The following is an 18,904-nucleotide window of genomic DNA, read 5'->3' as shown; positions in this document are numbered from 1 at the left end:
GCATTGATCCCGATGGAAACAACACTCGCCCTTTTCGCCATTTTTCTCTGCAGCAGTTTCATCCAGGGGCTGACCGGTTTCGGCTCGGCCCTGGTGTCCATCCCGCTGCTGGTACTGTTTATCGACATCAGAACCGCCGTGCCGCTCTGCATCCTGAACGGGCTTGTGATCACCGCCTATCTCTCCCTGCAGCTCAGAAGTCATATTGACTGGCGGAAAATTATGCCCCTGTTGATCGGTTTTCTGCCGGGAATTTTTCTCGGTTTATTGTTCCTCAAGAACACCAATGAGGTCTTCTTCAAAAGCTCCCTGTCGTTGATGCTCATCAGCTACGCCCTGTACCGCCTTTTTTTTCATCAGGGCACGGGTGTTCCAAAATCAGTACTCCCAGACAAAGGGCATAGATTATCGGCCTTTCTTGCCGGCTTTGCAAGCGGGGCGATCACCACCGCCTTCAGTGCGGGCGGCCCCCCGGCCATCATCTACACAACTCTTACCGGCTGGTCCAAGGATGAGATCAAGGCGACCCTGTCGGTCTATTTCTTTCTCGGTGGCCTCCTGACCGCCCTGGCCCATTTTATGAGCGGCATCACAACTTACGAGGTTGTGACCCATCACCTTTTCTCGCTTCCGGCAATCATTGGTGGAGTGATCTGCGGCTCACTGCTCTATGGAAAATTCGATACCGAGGGCTATATCCGTCTCATCCTGTGGGGGTTGATAGTAACCGGTATTCTCCTTTTTTTGTCGGCTGCCGGCTGTTTCTGAACGTTTTCCGGGAAACTCATAATGGTTGCAGGTCTTCATGCATTTAGATAAGCTTAAGTTGAGCAGCTTTATACCCCTCAAGGGGGTACTGAAGTGAGTACCTGCAGGGTGAAAGAGAGTGATTGGGGAGTGGCAGTCATAACCGGCTGTCCTGGGGAGATTTTATTCAACACAAGGGAGAGACTCGTGGACAAATCAAAACTTCTGGCCGTACTTTATTCCGGTATCTTTTCATTAATTTTACTTCTAAGCACCAGCGTCAACGCTAGTTCCTTTCCATTCCGGTCCGTGAACCCCGGCGACAGTTTGCCCGGGATCACCCTGGCCGACTCCGCTTCGGGAAAGCCTTTTGCCCTGGACAGCAACAGCGGCAAAAGCTCCATCCTCGTTTTCTGGAACGGTGATGTGGAAAGCAAAAAATCGAGAGCGATCAAAACGCTGAAGGTCTTCGCGGAACTGCAGGATTTTATGAAAGCAAAAAAGATGTCGGTTCTGGTGGTAAATATCGGCAACGACACCCCCGGAACTCTTGCCGAGGTCATGTCCGGCAGCGGACTCTCCACCACCGTATATATGGACTCAAACCAGAGCGCCTACGGCGGTTTGGGGATTTTCGTCATGCCCTCGATCATGCTGGTTGATGGTCAGGGAAAAATCAGCTCCGGGCTCGGCTACAGCAACGACCTGAAAAAACGGCTGCACGGTGAAATAGAAATCATGCTCGGGGAAAAAGATCGTGAGCAGCTCGACAAGGAACTGCACCCGGAAACAATTGAAAAATCCGCCGAGGAAAAAAACTCAAAACGCCACTTTCACCTTGGGGAGACCATGATCCAGAGAGGTCAGCCGGAGGTCGCAGTCAAGGAATTCAACAAAGCCCTGGAGTTTGAGCCCACCATGAGCGAAGCCCATATCAAGCTCGGATGCCTTTACCTGGAGTTGAATCAGGGTGAACTTGCCAGGGAACACCTGACTAAAGGGATGGAAGAAAACCCCGATTCGGTCGAAGGCCAGATCTGTCAGGCCGAAATGAGGGCCAATGCAGGCGAAGTCGCGGAAGCTGCCGATGACCTGCAGTTCCTGCTGTTAAGAAATGGCCGCAACCATCATCTGCACTATGTTTTCGCCACCCTGCTTGAAAAACAGGGCAAGCTTGAAAACGCCATCAGGGAATACCGCATGGCCTACGAACTGGTGGTCAAAAAAGAAATGCACAAATGAAGTCAATTGTAACATCTGACCTGGAAATAAATCGGGCGGGCCAACTGGCCCGCCCGTTGTTTTTCAGGTGAAACAGGACTCTTATTTTTTCAATTTCCGCTCAAACTCATCAAGATTTTTCATTTCCTTGGCGTAACAGTCCGGACAGAGTCCGTGGGATAGCTGGGCCGTGGTCTTCCGGTTGAGGTATTCATCGGCGGAGTGCCAGCTCTCATCCTCTTTTCCGGTAATATCCTTGATCTTCCGGCAATAGGAGCAGATGGGCAGAATATCTTCATAAACCTTGATCTTTCTCTCCCGCTGCTGCTGGACGAGAAATTTTTCCACCCGCCAGCTGATCTCCTCGAGCTTGGCCGGCTTGGTGATGAAATCGTCGGCGCCCAGGCGCAACGCCTCGATGGCGGCGTTCATATCGGCATGTCCGGTGATGATAATGACCCCGGTCAGATCCTCGCAAAGCTCCTTGGCCTCCTTGAGCAGCTGAATCCCGCCGATGGGCTCCATTTTGAGATCGGTGACCACCAGGTCAAACTTCTTTTCCAGTAGAAGGCGCAGGGCCTCTTTGCCGTTCTCGGCAACGGTAAGATCATACCCCTCGTTTTCAAGACCGGTCTGCAGCATTTCAAGAATCACCGGATCATCGTCGACCAGAAGAATCTTTTTCCTGTTTTTACTGATCTCGCTGCTGACATCCATTCCGAAGGCTGGAATAATCATTGTTGAGCCTTTTCCCTTTCACGCTTCATAGTCGATCATTCATTAAACTTCATGACCAAGTGTGCCTTTAAATTATAGGCACAAGAGGGGGTCCTGGTCAAAGTTTGCCGAAAATATTTTTTTAACGCAAAAGATCAGCAGATCAAAGCCTTATCCGATACGTCCGGTAATAGACCAGTAAAAATATTTATCCCCTGGCGACTTCCTGACGCCAAAATGCATCACATGCCGCCGGTCTGAAATTGCGGCGGTCCGTGAACGATCATTTCCGCAATCGTCATTTTGATCCGAGGTCCCCTGAACCTGATTGCCAGCAACAGGTCCTTTTCCAGAAAGGCAAGCTCCCGGTACATGATGGTCCGCTCAACTTCTGGAACCTCTTCCCGTCCGGAAACCAGCTGCTGGCAACGAAAGCATCCGGGAAAATTCATCCTGCCGCCATCCGGCTTGGTGAAAGAAGAGGGAACCCCATGCATCCGGCAGATCATCAGCCGGTAGTGATAGATTGAACACAGACCGTTTTCGTTTGCCGGACACATCTCGGCGGGCCGCTCACCCCTGGTCAGTGAGAGCCTGCTTTTTTCAAGGTAATCATCGGCCTTCGCCCGAATCTTTTCCAGTTCCTTTCCGGAAAGTTTAGATAGCCCCTCCCAGAGATACGCCCATTCAATCACCGTGTGGTGGAGGAAATAACTGTCGCAGCAGTTGTCCGGACACCCGCCGCAGGTAAAGCTGAGCTCCGACGCCACGAGATCATACGCCTCTTCCATCCGGCGATACAGGTCGGCAAGTTTACTGGAAATTTCCGGCTGCAGAATACTTTTGGTCATTGGCCTGATATTGATTATATATGTTAATCTTCAGTGAGAAAGAGGCGATTCTACCCGATTGATCCAAAAAAAAGCAAATAAGGATATTCACAATTACCCATGGATACTCTTCCCTGTTTTAAAGCGTACGATATTCGCGGCCGGGTGCCGGATGAACTGAATGAGGAGCTGGCCTATCGCATCGGGTGTGCCTGTGCGGAATTTCTGGCTCCGGGCCGGGCCGTCATCGGCCACGATATCCGTCTTTCAAGTCAGGCCATGTCCGACGCCCTGGCCAGGGGCTTCATGGATTCCGGAGTGGAGGTGATCGATCTCGGTTTATGCGGCACCGAAGAGATCTATTTTGCAACCACGCATCTCAAAACCGGCTGCGGGGTCATCGTGACCGCCAGTCACAATCCGGCCGATTACAACGGCATGAAAATCGTGCGCTCCGAGTCCCGTCCGGTCAGCGGCGATACGGGACTCAAGGAAATCGAAGCCATGGCGGCTTCCGCCTCTTTTACCCCCAGAAAAACGAGAGGAAAACGGCAAACTCTCGACAACCGGGACGCCTTCATTGAGCATCTGCTGACCCATGTGTCTCTTGAAAACCTGAAACCGCTCAAGATTGTGGTCAACGGAGGCAACGGCTGCGCCGGTCCGCTGCTCGACAGGCTCGCCGACAGACTGCCCTTCACTTTCATTCCGATTCTCTGTGAACCGGACGGCACCTTCCCGAACGGGGTGCCGAACCCCCTGCTTCCGGAAAATCGCAGCATCACAAGCCGGGCGGTGCAAGAGCACGCCGCAGATCTCGGCCTCGCCTGGGATGGTGATTTCGACCGCTGCTTTCTCTTTGATGAGCAGGGAGCTTTTATCGAAGGATACTACATGGTCGGTCTGCTGGCGAAAGCCATTCTGACCGCAAATCCCGGCGAGAAAATCATCCACGACCCGCGCCTCTTCTGGAATACGGAAGAAATTGTCCGGGCGCACGGCGGCATCCCGGTACTCTGTAAAACCGGGCACGCCTTCATCAAGGAAAAAATGCGCTCCGAAAACTGCATCTACGGCGGGGAAATGAGCGCCCACCATTATTTCCGTGATTTCTCCTACTGCGATTCCGGAATGATCCCCTGGCTCTTGGTCTGTGAAATTTTAAGCCGGGAACAAAGGCCGCTTTCCGCGATGGTCAGGGAGATGATCGAAAGTTTTCCGGTCAGCGGGGAGATCAACAGCAAGGTGCAAGACCCCGATGCGGTCATTGCCGCCATTGAAAAATTGTATGCGGGCAAGAAAGGGGAGACGGACCATACCGACGGCTACAGTTTTGCCGCCGATGACTACCGCTTCAACATCCGCAAATCCAACACCGAACCGGTCCTGCGCCTCAACGTGGAAACCAGGGGAGATCGAAAACTGATGGAGAAAAAAACCGCAGAGCTCCTGGCCATTATCAACTCCCCGGTTTTTTGACATAAAAAAACCCGGGAGATGGGGCGGCATCTCCCGGGTCCCCCCTTACAGCGGGATGGTCAGCTAGTCTTCAAGAGAGGCTTCATTCACGATAAAAGTCCCCGCATTGAATTTTACTTTGACAAGCGTAGAGCCCGCTGTAACTCCGGAGTAAAAAGCTGTTTCGGTGATGGCATTATTCCCGGCATCTTTAAAGACGAGGTTAGTACCCAGATTTGCGGTAACGCTTCCTCCGAGAAATCCCAGGGTTTTCGCGCCTTCATCTTCGGCCGTAACCAGGGCCTTCAACCAGTCGTCACCGCCACCACTGCCATTGACAATTCTCTCGGCGATGATGGTTCCGCCATCGTCAAATCCTTTGATCCGATAACGCTGTCCATTCGTTATGCCTACATTGTCGGTGAACGGAGCAATCGCCACATTGAGTCCCATCACCGTCACTGAAGTTGCGGTATTGGCTGTTGCGGTTGCCTGAATCTCCACCCTCTTGTTCTTGAAAGTGATCTTTCTGGCCGCCAGCACGCCGCCGCTCAGGTGTCCTTCCGCCTCAACCTTGGTCCCATTGCCGAGATCCTCTTCAGAACCGCTGCGGAAAATCGTGGCGGCTGTGGTCTGCACATTCCGACCGTTGATGGTGAAGGAGCCTGGATGGCCACTGAATCCGGCCATAAAGCCTTCAACCTCAAATTCCTGGCCTTCGTTCGGCTCAAACTCAGCATCCTCCAGATCCTCCCGCTGAATCAAAGTTGCGACCAGAACGCCACCCACCAGATTCCCCTTGACCTCGACCAGGTCGCCGTTGTTGATCGCTGCACCGGCTGGTTCCCTGCTGGCGGTATTGAAATTCACGACCATATCAAGGGTCCCGTTACCGATCGTTATGGTGTCGGCACCGTTGACATTCAAGTTCGCGGCAACCCCTTTCAGCTCCATTTCATTTGCCCCGAGCGCGCCAAGCAGCTCCACCCGGGAGGCCCTCAGATTACCCGCACTGTCCCGCAACCCGTGAACTTCGACAATACTGCCGGTGGTTGTCCCGTTACCTGCCGTTAACCCTGCCAGATTCACCAGATTGGCGTAAACCGTTTGCGCGTCCACATAAATTGTCTGACCGAGAACGATAAAGGTCTGGGGATTTACAACAGTATCTACAGAGGTGACCCTGCCCTGAACCTCGTTCTCCGTCTCCACTGCATCGGCAGCACCGGTGAGGCCGTCATCATTCCGGTTCCCTCGCACCCGGACCACCATGCCGTTTTTCAGGTTGTCCTCGAGTACCCCGGTTGTGTCGTCAACCCTGATCGCAGTGGCGGGAAGAACGGCAAATGAAACCCCATTGACGATGACACTGCCCTTGGTCATCACCCCGCTGGCCTTGACTGAGGTGCCTGTTGCTGTTGTCCCGGTAGCCGGAGGAGCGTCAGAACCGCCGCCGCATGCGGCAAGGAGCATTGAGAGCAAAAATACCGTCACGATTTTCAGATGATTCATATTTGTCATAGTCCACCTCCATTTATTTGTTTTCCTCTTTAGCACAGAAACTAGTAATCATTCCCGTTTATTACAATTTATATCTTGGTGACTAAGTCACACAGAAGCTGCTGCAGATGGCGAACTACGGGAGATTTCGCGGAATAAAACCATGGGGGATAGATATGAATCGTTCAAAGTGCGGCACAGAATGCGATCTCTGATTGAGCAAACCGGAAAAAAGGAGGCTATCCGTACAGTGACCAAAAAGATGAGTCCCCGGGGTGATCCAACCACCGGGCAAAAAAAAAGCCGGAGCTGACTGCCCCGGCTTTCTGTGTTTATGATGCGCCCGTCACCCCTGACCCTTCACCTCAATCCTTCCTCGGAACGGAGCCTTTTCGGCCAGTTCTTCCTCGATCCGCAGCAGCCGGTTGTACTTGGCAACCCGATCGGAGCGGCTCAAGGAACCGGTCTTGATCTGCCCGGCACAGGTGCCTACGGCCAGATCGGCGATGGTGGTGTCTTCCGTTTCACCCGACCGATGCGAGATCACCGTGGTGTAGCCGGCATTTTTCGCCATTCTGATCGCGGCGAGCGTTTCCGTAAGGGTGCCGATCTGGTTGAACTTGACCAGGATTGAATTGACGATGCCCTTGTCGATTCCCTCTTTGAGAATCCTGGTATTGGTCACAAACAGATCGTCACCGACGAGCTGCATTCTGCCACCAAGCTTTTTGGTCTGATACGCAAAACCGTCCCAGTCCGACTCATCCTGGCCGTCTTCGATTGAAACAATCGGATAGGCATCACTCAGCTCCGCCAGGTAATCGGAAAATCCCTCGGAAGAGAAGGTCTTTCCTTCGCCCTTCAGGTTGTATACCTTGCGCTCTTTTTCGTAAAACTCGGAAGAGGCGCAATCGAGGGCGAGAACCACATCTTTCCCGAGAACATATCCCGCCTTTTCCACCGCTTCCCGGATAACCGCCAGGGCCTCGGCATTGGAGGCGAGATTGGGGGCAAACCCACCCTCATCGCCCACCGAGGTGCTTAACCCCCTGCCTTTGAGAACTTTCGCCAGGTGATGAAAAACCTCCGCCCCGATCCGCAGCGCTTCGGCAAAGGTCTTGCCGCCGACGGGCATGATCATGAATTCCTGGATATCGACATTATTGTCCGCATGCTCTCCGCCGTTCAGGATATTCATCATCGGCAAAGGCATGGTAAATTTTCCCGCAGTTCCGTTCTGCTCGGCAATATAGGCGTAAAGAGGGATGTTTTTCTCATGTGCCGCAGCTTTTGCCGCAGCAAGAGAGACCGCAAGAATTGCATTTGCCCCCAGTTTCTCCTTATTTTCGGTGCCGTCCAGATCGATCAGCACCCGATCAAGCGCCGCCTGGTTTTCAAATACCTTCCCGACCAGAGCGGAGGCGATCTGCCCGTTCACTGAGCCGACAGCCTTCAAGACCCCTTTCCCGAGAAATCGGCTCTTGTCGCCATCCCGCAGCTCCAGCGCTTCCCTGGAACCGGTTGACGCTCCGGACGGAGCCGGTGCCCTGCCGACAAAACCACCCTCCAGATGCACCTCTGCCTCGACGGTGGGATTCCCACGGGAGTCGATAATCTCCCGACCTTTGACTGCAATGATCCTGCCCATGTTTACCTCGTATGCTGTTATTGTTAAGAACAAAATATAATGGCAGCCTGGTAGCTGACTAAAAATCTTTTTCGCCCATGCATCATGAACTGTGCGTGCATTCCCCGCAGCTCGGATTCTGCACGGTTTACTCTTTGTTCCGGAGAAGCTTCAACTCTGTGCAGGAAAAAGATAATAACAAGGCAGCAGAATTTTGCAAAAATACTCTGAATTATTTTTCCGGAAACATTTGAAGGTATCGAAAAATAACGAAAAAAAGCTGGATTAGAACCGGCTTTTGTGTGTGTTGTGTTTTTTTTACACCTTTCAGGTTTGCGCGGCAAATCGACTGTACTTTCGGTCTTCTATCTGAATATGGCTCTGCAGCCAGCCGGTGAGGACCTTCATGATCTCGGTATTCAATATCAATCCGCCGCCTCTTTCCTGCTGCAGTTTGTTGATCAGGTCCTTCATGAAGGCGTTATGCATGCTCCGGTGCATGGCAAGTTCCGGATAACCGATCTTCTTCAGATATTCCTCTTCAAATGTGAAATGAAAGCGGCCGTAATCAATCATTTCATTTAAAGTGCGTTCCGTTAGATTATGTGCGCCGCCGTGCGACATGAGTGAATCGTGGAGTTCGTTGATAATATCAACCCAGCGGCGGTGCTGCTCATCAATTTCCGGTATCTGCAACTCAAATGCTTCAGTCCATTCAATCCTAGGCATATCGGTCCCCGTTTACTTTTTTTCACCAACCTGTTTCTCAATCGAAATAGATCCAAACACAGGATACCATAACTATCAACACTGAAGTCAACCCCCGGCATGCGGAAGGGTGGATTGTCAGAAAACCTTGACTCTGCGGGTTTTTTAGACTATCTAAGGTGGTTCACAGAAATCAGGAGTCCAAGATATTTATTGTTTCCAGATGGGAATTTCTGACCTGGGAGAAAAAATCTCGAAAGCTAAAAGCCGGGCTTATTCGTATCTCCGATATCCGGACTCCCCCTTTCCTTGAGAGATGGCGATATGGTCCGGGGTTCAAACTGCGGTCACCGCTTTGGACTTTAAAAAAATCTCCTCTCCCTTTTCCATTCCCCGCGAGACAACTTGAAGCGGCATAAAAACCATGATCAGAAGATTTTTCAAATTTATTCGTAACCGCCTGGGGAAAGCCTCCGGTGTCAACCAGGAAAGAAGTGAAACAACAAACGTTGTAACCGCTTCAGATTCAGGGCAAAATTCTACAGCCCGATCCGCCCCGCAGAAAAAAAAGCGAAGACGTCGGCCCAAAAAAAACCAGCCCGGCGAACAGCTCGTAGCACCGGAAACCGTAATTCCCCTGGAGCCATGGAACCCTGAGAATTTTCAGGTCATCCCGGCTGAAGGCAAAACCAGATTTCATGATTTTTCCCTGCCGGATGAGATCATGCACGCCATTGCTGATCTGGGGTTTTCATACTGCACCCCGATCCAGGCCGAGTCCCTTGTCCCGACTTTAAACGGACAGGATGTGATCGGACAGGCCCAGACCGGTACAGGTAAAACAGCCGCCTTTCTGATCGCCATTTTTGCGAGAATCCTTGCCAACAGGGGCGAAAAGCGAAAAACCGGCTCACCCACCGCACTGGTTCTCGCCCCCACCCGGGAGCTGGTCATCCAGATCGCGGAGGACGGTGAGGCGTTGGGCCGGTATGCCGGAATCACCATCGCTCCCGTTTATGGCGGGATAGATTATCAGAAACAGCAGAACCGGTTGCTCGGCAAGGCGGTTGACCTGGTGGTGGCAACCCCGGGCAGGCTCCTCGATTTCCAGCGCAACCGGATCCTCGATTTGTCGGAAGTCAACACCCTGGTGATTGATGAGGCCGACCGGATGCTTGATATGGGATTCATCCCCGATGTCAGAAAGATCGTCCAGACCACACTCCCCAAAGAACGGCGCCAGACCCTGATGTTCAGCGCCACCATCACCCCCGATGTGAGTCATCTGGCCGCCCAGTGGACGAGAAAACCGGTCACCGTTTCCGTTGCGCCGGAACAGGTCGCCGTCGATACGGTGAAACAGGTCGTGTACCTGACCACTGCGGCGGACAAATACAAACTCCTCTACAACACCCTGATTGATGGAGATCTGCAGCGAGTCATGGTCTTTACCAACCGCAAGGATGAAACCAGAAAGCTTACCGAAAGACTGAAGAGAAACGATATCAGCTGCGCCATGCTGTCGGGTGATGTCCCACAGAGCAAAAGAATCAAAACCCTGGAAGATTTCAAAAACGGCAGGATTCGGGTTCTGGTGGCCACCGACGTTGCCGGACGGGGCATCCATATTGACGGAGTCAGTCACGTGGTCAACTATACCCTGCCCTATGATCCGGAAGATTATGTCCACCGGATCGGCCGCACCGGCAGGGCCGGCTCCAGCGGAATATCGGTGAGTTTTGCCTGTGAGGAAGGCTCTTTTTATATTCCCGAAATTGAAGCCTACCTCGGAGCGAAACTTCCCTGTACCACCCCGGACCCGGAACTGTTGAAAGAACCGCCCAAGGGGACTATCAGACCCGAAGAAAAAATTTACCCGGGCAAACCTCCGGGCCGGGGACGCAGCAGAAGGCCTGCTCCCTCCGGACACCGGAAAACATCAAGGCCACGCCCGGTTGCCGGGAAATAATCATCCCCGGAGGAGCCGTTCAGCGCTAACCTGTCCGTTTTAGGCTGCCTTACCTTACGGCTCCTTATGCCATTCGGCTCCCTAAAACGGACAGGTTATTTTCTGACATTGGCTTATTCCTGAAACCGGTTCAACAGACCATTACAGGGTCCGGTGAGCATGGCAAACTCAAAGTTCAGGTATCTCTGGCGAACTGTCATCGGGTCCGTTGCCGACCTGCTCTTTCCGCCGTCCTGTCTGGTCTGCGGTCACCCGCCTTCGCCGGGCAGCACCGTCATGTTCTGCCCGGACTGTCTGGAAAGAATTGAATTAATCGACAAACCACTATGCAGTTGTTGCGGCCGGATGTTCCGAGCCGCCGCCGGAGGTGAACATCTCTGCGGAAGATGCCTGACCGGCAGGTGGTTTTTTGATATGGCCCGGGCCCTGGTAATCTACCGGGAACCGATCTCGGATGTGATCCACCGTTTTAAATACCAGGGACAGACGGTATCCCTGAAATCATTTCACACGCTCTTCCATGACCTGGTCACCATCCCCGAATACCTTCACCCCGATCTTGTGGTGCCGGTTCCCCTCCATCCGGGAAAGCTTCGGCAGCGCGGTTTCAACCAGGCGGTACTCCTGGCCGAAGCCTTATACCTCGAAAACCGCGAGCTTGTAAATCATGCCGTGCTGGAAAGAGTTCGGAAGACCGCCCCCCAGACCGGCCTCAGCGGAAAAGAGCGCCGCCGCAACCTGAAAAACGCCTTCCAGATCAACAAACCGGAGCAGGTGAAGAACAGAACGATCGTGTTGGTTGATGATGTTTTCACCACCGGGACAACCGTCAACGAATGTGCCAGAATATTAAAAAAGGCGGGAGCAAAAAAGGTACTGGTTTTCACCCTGGCCAGGGTTGCCGAGTAGAAGAGAAAGAGAGATCAACCGCCGGCGGCAAGAATCAGCTGTCTGGTCTGTTCGAGCAGGAAATAGCGGCCGAAAACAAAGAGAATCATCGCCAGGATGGCGGCAGCGGGTACAGTGATGATCCACGAGGTGAAGATCTTTCTCGCAACCGCCCTGTCTATACCGGTGAGTCCCCGGGCGAGCCCGATACCCATGATCGCCCCGACCAGGGTATGGGTTGTTGAAACAGGGAGCTTCATCCGGGTGCAGATCAGAACCGTAACCGTAGCCGCCACGTCGGCCGCCACTCCGCGAGACGGAGTAATCTCGGTTATTTTGGTGCCGACTGTATCCATAACTTTGTGCCCAAAGGTGGCAAGCCCGATCACAATACCTCCGCCGCCCAGGGCAAGAATCCAGAACGGAACCCCAACCTTCATTTCAATTGATCCGGTCTGAATAACATGGACGATTGCGGCTAAAGGACCGACCGCATTGGCAACATCGTTGGCACCGTGAGCAAAGGCCACCGAGCAGGAACTGATGATGACCAACGGTGTGAAAACCTTTTCCACCTCTTCAAGCTGGGCGGAAATGGGCAACTTGTTTTTCCCGGCCAGTCTTTTGTTCAGAACCAGTTTGGAGGCAATGGCACAGATCAGACTCAAGGCGAAAGCGATGAGGAGAGTCACGTTATCTGTTAACCACTTGATATCCCCGGTCACATGTTTCAGCCCCTTGTAAACCGTTGCCAGGGTGACCACGGAGACCACCACAAAAACAATATAGGGGACAAAAACCTTCGCTGCCCTGGCCGGCCTTTCCTGGCCAAGAATGAAGTTCGTAATGAATTTAAAACAGATAAAGGCCAGCACCCCTCCAACAATGGGAGAAATAAACCAGCTGGCAACGATCTGGGTCATCTTGCCCCAGTTGACCGAATGGATCCCCGCCGCAACCACCCCGAACCCGGCAACCGCTCCGACAATCGAATGGGTGGTGGACACCGGCATCCCAACATATGAAGAAAAATGGAGCCAGAACGCAGCAGAAAGCAGGGCCGCCGTCATGCCGATCACAAGCAGGGCGGCGGCTTCTCCCTGCAGGAGCCCGGGAAGATTGGCGATGGCCGCAGGATCAACAATGCCCTTGCGTACTGTTTCCGTCACGTGCGAACCAACCAGAACCGCACCGGCAAACTCGCAGATCCCGGCGAGAATCACCGCGTTCCTTACACTCAGGGCCTTGGACCCCACCGCATCGGCCATCGAGTTCGCCACATCGTTGGCGCCGATATTCCAGGCCATATAGAGACCAAGCAGGGCGGCAACAGAGATAACCAGTAAATCCATAGTAATATCCTGAAATGTATTGCTTGAAAAATGGCTGTTGACTGCTTTATTTGACGATCATCATCCGCAGCATATCACCGGCGTTCTCCGCCTCATTGGCAATCGAGCCGAGGGCCAGCAGAATCTTCTCATAAAAGATGATGTCGATGGGGTTAAGTTCTTTTTCCAGTGAATAGATACCCTTGGAGAGCTTTCGGGCCATCCGGTCGGCCTTCCACTCCTCTTCGCCCAGCTTTTCAATATACTTCAAGACTTCCTTGGACTCAGCGCCGCCGAAAGAAACTTCAGCCAGACTATTGAGCTCGACCGCAGCCGTCAAGAGAAGTCCGGTGACCTGAAAAATCTGTTCGACAAACTCAAAAAAACCGTCAATCAGGTCCGGGTGGATCCTGGTTTTGCGGATGGTCAGAATCACCGCCAGGTCCTGGACCCGATCGGCAATTTTATCCTGGCAGCGCAGAAAGTTATCGATCTCGCTTCGATCAACCGGCAAAAAAAACCGCCGCGGCAACCTGGAACGGATCTCCTGTTTGAAAAGGTCCGCCTCATATTCAAGCTTGGAAATCTTGTCCTGAAGTCTGTGGAGCTCCTCATGGTTCTCGTGGGCCAGCGCCTCCATCAGAGGCTTGAGTACCTCGACGCATTCGTGGACCTTCTTGGTGTGTTCAACGAGTGGCCCAAATGGTGAACCACTGAAAAGCTCCTGAATGATACTCATCTTTTCCTCCCTTTTACCGGGTGTCACCCACCTTTTGCGGTATCATTTTATCAACCTTGAAAACCACAATTTTCTCGTGCTGCCGGTTGGTCAGACCCTAATTTATGAACGCCAAGAAAGCAACCAAAAAAACAACACATCTCCCGGTGACCAGCACACAAATATTGTCTTTGTTTTCAGGTGGTTACAGCGGTTTCGGTTGTTTTTCCGATCCCCTCAGGGTTTATCGAATTCACATTCCATTCGCTCTCTGCTGCATGGCAGTTTATTCGCCGGGGAATTGAACCAGCTCTGCGGCGATAGTTTTGAGGTCAACAAGAGGTTCCTTACAGGAATGATTCCGGCACAGATAGACCGTTGGCAACCCATTCCGCATCTCCTGAAACTCGGTATAAGGAGCCATTTTCTGCAGTCCGGCACCATCCCCGTCCGGGCTTTTCAGCAGAACAGTTTTGTTGGGGATAAAAACCTTGTTGATCATCTGTAGAATATCGCTGGTGGCTTTTTCTCCTGACTTTCCCGCCACAACGATCTCTCCCGATGGACCCATCTGAAAATCCAGTGCCGACAGAAACATGGTATGACCGGCGGGGTACTCTTCCGCCTCTCTGCTGATTGTAGCAGCGAGGGTGTCGGCAGTTTCCCGGAGACTTTGATCATCGGTAATTTGCGCCAGTCTTAACATGTTCAGGAGGGCGACAGAGTTGCCGGCCGGCAGAGCGCCATCGTAAAATTCCCGGGCCGCGGAGAGCGGCAGACTTTCGTTGGCGGATCCGGAATAATTAAATGCCCCGGCTTCCCTGTTCCAGTAAAGGGCGATCGCCTCCCGGGTTAACCATAAAGCTTTCCGGAGATATTGCAGCCGAAAGGTCGTTTCATAAAGATCTAACAAACCGTAAGAGAGGAAAGCATAATCATCGAGAAAGGCCGGAAACCCCGGAGTGGTTTCACGATAACTGCGCCGCAGCCTGCCTTTGGTGTCAACAAGATTGTTTAAGATAAAATCCGCACCCCGTTCCGCAGCCCCTACAAAAACCGGTTCTTCAAGAATCATTCCCCCCCTTGCCATGGCGGCGAGCATCAACCCGTTCCAGGAGGTAATTATCTTGTCATCCCTGAAAGGTCTGACCCTTTCCAGCCGTTTCTCATACAGCAACGCTCTGGCGACAGAAAGGTCATCGATTTTCCGGTCTTCTCCGGCCAGGTGAAGAATATTCTTCCCGTTGAATTCCCGTGTTGATTCATCCGGATAATTTCCCTCTTTTTTGACCTGGAATTTCCGGTTGAAGCGCAGGCCTATCTCCCGACCCAGAACAGTTTCAATCTCTTCCTCTCTCCAGAGATAGAAAAGCCCCTCTTCACCCTCGGAGTCGGCGTCTTCCGCCGAATAAAAACCTCCGGTGTCCGCCGTCATGTCACGCAGAACATAAGTGAGTGTTTCCCGGGCGGTATCAGCAAAGAATTTATCCCCGGTTGCCTGAAACGCCTCAAGGTAGACGAGAACGAGAAGGGCCTGGTCGTAGAGCATTTTCTCGAAATGCGGCACCAGAAACCTGGTGTCGGTGGAGTATCGGTGAAATCCGAAACCGAGCTGATCATAAATACCACCCTGCCGCAGTGAAACCAGGGTGTGCTTCACCATTTCCAGGGCTTTTTCCTCGCCGGTTCTTTTCCAGTAGCGAAGCAGAAACATCAGCTGGTGCGGGGTCGGAAACTTTGGCGCCTTCCCGAAGCCGCCATGCTTTTCATCATAAGAAGCAGCCAATTGTGAATACCCCTCTGCCAGCAGTTTTATGCCGGAAACCGGTGTACCTTTTTTTTCATTTTCCTCCATCCGCCCCGCGACAAAACCGGTAATGCGGTCGGCAGAATCAAGCACCTTCTGCTTCTCTGTCCGCCACAGATCTTCTATCTTCAACAAAACATCCACCATCCCGGGGCGACCATACTTCGACTCTTTCGGAAAATAGGTCCCGGCATAAAAAGGCTTGCGGTCGGGGGTGAGAAAAACCGTCAGCGGCCAGCCTCCGCCTCCGGTCAGGGCCTGGCAGAACCTCATATAGACCGCATCAATATCCGGCCGCTCCTCCCGATCCACCTTGATGGCGACAAAATAGCGGTTGATGATCTCGGCCACCTCCTGATCGGCAAAGGATTCCCGGGCCATGACATGACACCAGTGACAGGTCGAATAACCGATCGAGAGAAGCACCGGCCTGTTTTCCCTGGCAGCCCTGGCAAAGGCTTCGTCGCCCCACGGATACCAATCGATCGGATTTTCGGCATGCTGCAGAAGGTAAGGACTTTTCTCAAAAATGAGCCTGTTGTACCTGCTGCCGCCATCCGGAGGAAGTTTTCCTGTTTCCACTTTAGGTAAGGTTTCGGCCATAATCCGGTTTCCTGAAAGGAGCAGAAACACCTGTATGATAACCATTATCCTGAAACAGATATTTCCTTTATTCATTTTGACAATCCAGCCTGTCACTGTGACCTTTGCCTGCAATTGATCAGATTGCAGATCGAATCACTTGATGCCTGTGAAACCAATTTTTGAAAACGGTTACTGATAAACAATTTAATCATTTTCAGGGAAAAGGGTTCTTTTATTTAGAAACCGCCATCCGGGTAAATGGCTTGCCAGAGAACCTCCCGCACGTTAGAATAGCGCGTTATGAATACCGTCATCCCCGTAATCATTTCCGCTTTGATCGGCATTGCCACTTTTCTGGTCCTCATGAGAAAAAAAGAACCCGACTGCCCCCTCTGACTGCCTCTCTACGGCTCACTCGGTGCGGGTCTCGTATCGTTCATGATCTTGTCCAGATTCTTTTAATACACTTCCATCCACCCGGAATCCAGCCCATGAATATCAATGGTGAACATTACAGAACCATCTGGCCCGTCCCCGACGGGTCTGGAAAGATCAGAATTATCGACCAGCGTCATCTTCCCCATAAACTGGTCATGGAAGACCTCAGCACTGTTGCTGATTTTGCCCGCGCAATCAAGGAAATGCACGTCCGGGGTGCGGGACTGATCGGCGCTACCGCCGGATTCGGTATGTACTGTGCCGGTCTCAGGAGTGATCCGAAAACCATTGACCAGGCCCTGGAACAGGCCGCAGCAAATCTTGTCGCCACCAGACCCACCGCCTCCAATCTCGCCTGGGCCGTTGACCGCCAGCTCCAGGCGGTCCGGAATGCGTCATCTCCTGAAGAGAAAATAAAAACACTCTTTTCCACCGCCTGCGAAATCGCCGATGAGGACGCCGAATTCTGCCGGAGAATAGGGGAGCATGGCGTTGAAATCATCAAAGAGATCAGCAAACGAAAAAACGGCGAAACGGTCAACATCCTGACCCACTGCAACGCCGGCTGGCTCGCCTTTGTTGACTACGGTTCAGCCACCGCTCCTGTCTATGCCGCCCATCATCAGGGAATCGACGTCCATGTCTGGGTTGATGAAACCAGGCCCTGGTTGCAGGGTGCGAAACTGACCGCCTGGGAGTTGAAAGAAGAAGGGGTCCCACATACCCTGATTGCGGACAACACCGGTGGCCATCTGATGCAGCACGGGATGGTCGATATGGTCATCGTCGGCACCGACCGGACCACCTGCACCGGTGATGTCGCCAACAAGATCGGGACCTATCTGAAAGCCCTGGCTGCAAAGGATAACAACGTCCCGTTTTATGTGGCGCTTCCCTCTTCAACATTTGACTGGCGGATACGGGACGGAGTACGGGAAATTCCCATTGAAAAACGCGGGGGGGATGAGATCTGCAATATCAGCGGGATTACCGCTCTGGGAAAATCAGAAACAGTCGCTATAGCTCCCAAAAACACCGTTACAGCCAATTATGGATTTGATGTGACACCTGCCCGTCTGATTACCGGACTGATCACAGAGCGGGGAATCTGCAAGCCTGCCGAACAGGATATCTTCGCATTGTATCCGGAAAAAAAGAGAAAGGCTGGCTCATAACTTCCGTCTATTTAAACTACTCAACTTTCTGACTTGTCTTATGGTGTTGATTTGCTGTTATAAATTAATTGAGAGCCATCGTGGCATTCCATGATGAGAATTCAGAAGACAGAAGTCAGAAGACAGAAGTCAGGAGCCAGAATGACTGATTTTAAAGCTTTTCTCCTGGATTCTGGCTTCTTATGGAACACTGGCACGAAAAATCACCAAAACCTCTTTATTTCACCCTGCGGGTATAAGTTTCGTACGAGCAGACGAGCTGCTCAACTCAGCTTTATCGGGCGATTAACCAAACTCAGAAAGTTGAGTAAACTATACCAGTCCCAGTATTTCTATTATCCGGTCGTGAAAATAAGGCCGAAACTCCTTTATCTTTTCATTTCCGCGGCTTGGATGAATCCGATTGGTGAGCAGAACCACAACCAGATCTCTTTCGGGATCAATCCAGAAAGAGGTGCCGGTAAAACCGAGATGACCAACACTTTCGGGTGAAAAATATCTGCCGCTGCTTGATTTACCAACGGTTGGAGTGTCAAAACCAAGAGCCCAGCTGCTTTCTTTTATTTCCTCCCTTCGCCGCAGACATTTCTGAAGATCGGTATTGTTTATTTCCGGATGGGTCTTCCTTCCTTGCCACATATCCAGGATAAAAGCTGTCAGGGCAAGAACTGAATCTAGATCGGCAAACAATCCGGCGTGACCTGCAACGCCACCCAGAGCCCAGCAGTTTTCATCACTTACTTCACCCTGAATAAGTCTTTTTCTCCAGGGACAGATTTCCATAGGCACGAAATTCTCTTTTTCTAGGGAAAACGATTCATGTCGCTGAAAAAATATGTTTTTCCCTATTCCTATCGGATCCAGTATTTTTTCCCGTAAATAGTCGTCCAGATTCCTTCCTATTAGTTTTTCAATAATAAAACCAAGGAGTATAAAGCCAAGATCACTATAGACTGAGCCTGAACCGGTTGGGTATTCAAGCGGTTCATTCAATATTTTTTTTAGATAAAATTCTTTATGATCACTTTTACTTTCACAATCAACATCTTTAAAATAAGTACGATATGCAGGTAAACCTGATGAGTGACTTAGTAAATCAATAATTTTTATTTTATATTTATCAATATTTACTTCTTCAATATTTAATATATCTGATAATTTGTAATCTAAAATTGAAATATTATT

General features: G+C 51.7%; 15 protein-coding genes. 6 read left to right on the top strand and 9 right to left on the bottom strand.

Annotation, left to right across the window (positions count from 1 at the left end; genetic code table 11):
* The first annotated feature begins 12 nt into the window (after positions 1–12).
* Together KKG35_07410 and KKG35_07405 are read left to right on the top strand one after the other, a co-directional pair.
* The gene (locus KKG35_07410) at positions 13–768 is read left to right on the top strand and encodes a sulfite exporter TauE/SafE family protein (GenBank protein ID MBU1737956.1); all 756 of its coding nucleotides are present in this window, start codon (positions 13–15) and stop codon (positions 766–768) included.
* Positions 769–954: 186 nt separating this feature from the next.
* Positions 955–1,989 (top strand): tetratricopeptide repeat protein, encoded by a 1,035-nt coding sequence (locus KKG35_07405; GenBank protein ID MBU1737955.1) that lies wholly within the window; start codon positions 955–957, stop codon positions 1,987–1,989.
* An 81-nt stretch (positions 1,990–2,070) separates the two neighbouring features.
* Here the strand turns inward: KKG35_07405 and KKG35_07400 are convergent, their stop codons facing one another.
* Together KKG35_07400 and KKG35_07395 are read right to left on the bottom strand one after the other, a co-directional pair.
* Positions 2,071–2,706, bottom strand: a complete 636-nt coding sequence (locus KKG35_07400; GenBank protein MBU1737954.1) for a response regulator — start codon at positions 2,704–2,706, stop codon at positions 2,071–2,073.
* Between the two features lie 221 nt (positions 2,707–2,927).
* Positions 2,928–3,536, bottom strand: a complete 609-nt coding sequence (locus tag KKG35_07395; protein ID MBU1737953.1) for a hypothetical protein — start codon at positions 3,534–3,536, stop codon at positions 2,928–2,930.
* A 99-nt stretch (positions 3,537–3,635) separates the two neighbouring features.
* Here KKG35_07395 and KKG35_07390 point away from each other — a divergent pair, with 99 nt between their 5' ends.
* Positions 3,636–4,994 carry a phosphomannomutase gene (locus KKG35_07390; protein ID MBU1737952.1) on the top strand — a complete coding sequence of 453 codons (1,359 nt, stop codon included), beginning with the start codon at positions 3,636–3,638 and terminating at the stop codon, positions 4,992–4,994.
* Positions 4,995–5,057: 63 nt separating this feature from the next.
* On the opposite strand, the gene KKG35_07385 is transcribed toward KKG35_07390, so the two are convergent.
* From KKG35_07385 to KKG35_07375, 3 genes are all read right to left on the bottom strand, one after another.
* Entirely contained in the window at positions 5,058–6,494 is a 1,437-nt protein-coding gene (locus tag KKG35_07385) for a hypothetical protein (protein ID MBU1737951.1), read from the bottom strand.
* Positions 6,495–6,819: 325 nt separating this feature from the next.
* A complete protein-coding gene (gene eno / locus KKG35_07380; protein ID MBU1737950.1) occupies positions 6,820–8,121 on the bottom strand; it encodes a phosphopyruvate hydratase in 1,302 nt (433 codons plus the stop codon).
* 306 nt (positions 8,122–8,427) lie between these two features.
* Complete coding sequence (locus KKG35_07375) at positions 8,428–8,829, bottom strand: bacteriohemerythrin (GenBank protein ID MBU1737949.1); 402 nt, start codon at positions 8,827–8,829, stop codon at positions 8,428–8,430.
* Positions 8,830–9,232: 403 nt separating this feature from the next.
* Between KKG35_07375 and KKG35_07370 the strand changes: the two genes are divergently transcribed.
* Both KKG35_07370 and KKG35_07365 read left to right on the top strand, forming a co-directional pair.
* Positions 9,233–10,777, top strand: a complete 1,545-nt coding sequence (locus KKG35_07370; protein ID MBU1737948.1) for a DEAD/DEAH box helicase — start codon at positions 9,233–9,235, stop codon at positions 10,775–10,777.
* Positions 10,778–10,936: 159 nt separating this feature from the next.
* Positions 10,937–11,686 (top strand): ComF family protein, encoded by a 750-nt coding sequence (locus tag KKG35_07365; protein ID MBU1737947.1) that lies wholly within the window; start codon positions 10,937–10,939, stop codon positions 11,684–11,686.
* A gap of 14 nt (positions 11,687–11,700) precedes the next feature.
* Here the strand turns inward: KKG35_07365 and KKG35_07360 are convergent, their stop codons facing one another.
* From KKG35_07360 to KKG35_07350, 3 genes are all read right to left on the bottom strand, one after another.
* Complete coding sequence (locus tag KKG35_07360) at positions 11,701–13,017, bottom strand: inorganic phosphate transporter (GenBank protein MBU1737946.1); 1,317 nt, start codon at positions 13,015–13,017, stop codon at positions 11,701–11,703.
* Between the two features lie 46 nt (positions 13,018–13,063).
* Complete coding sequence (locus KKG35_07355) at positions 13,064–13,735, bottom strand: TIGR00153 family protein (GenBank protein MBU1737945.1); 672 nt, start codon at positions 13,733–13,735, stop codon at positions 13,064–13,066.
* Positions 13,736–14,000: 265 nt separating this feature from the next.
* Positions 14,001–16,124, bottom strand: a complete 2,124-nt coding sequence (locus tag KKG35_07350; protein MBU1737944.1) for a thioredoxin domain-containing protein — start codon at positions 16,122–16,124, stop codon at positions 14,001–14,003.
* Between the two features lie 473 nt (positions 16,125–16,597).
* Between KKG35_07350 and mtnA the strand changes: the two genes are divergently transcribed.
* Positions 16,598–17,719 (top strand): S-methyl-5-thioribose-1-phosphate isomerase, encoded by a 1,122-nt coding sequence (gene mtnA / locus KKG35_07345; GenBank protein ID MBU1737943.1) that lies wholly within the window; start codon positions 16,598–16,600, stop codon positions 17,717–17,719.
* A gap of 312 nt (positions 17,720–18,031) precedes the next feature.
* On the opposite strand, the gene KKG35_07340 is transcribed toward mtnA, so the two are convergent.
* Positions 18,032–18,904: serine hydrolase (locus tag KKG35_07340; protein MBU1737942.1), on the bottom strand; the 873-nt coding region annotated here is incomplete at its 5' end.

Source organism: Pseudomonadota bacterium (genome assembly GCA_018823285.1).
Taxonomy (GTDB): domain Bacteria; phylum Desulfobacterota; class Desulfobulbia; order Desulfobulbales; family JAGXFP01; genus JAHJIQ01.
Note: the sequence above shows the minus strand (reverse complement) of the source record. Positions and strands in the feature narration are given on the sequence as shown.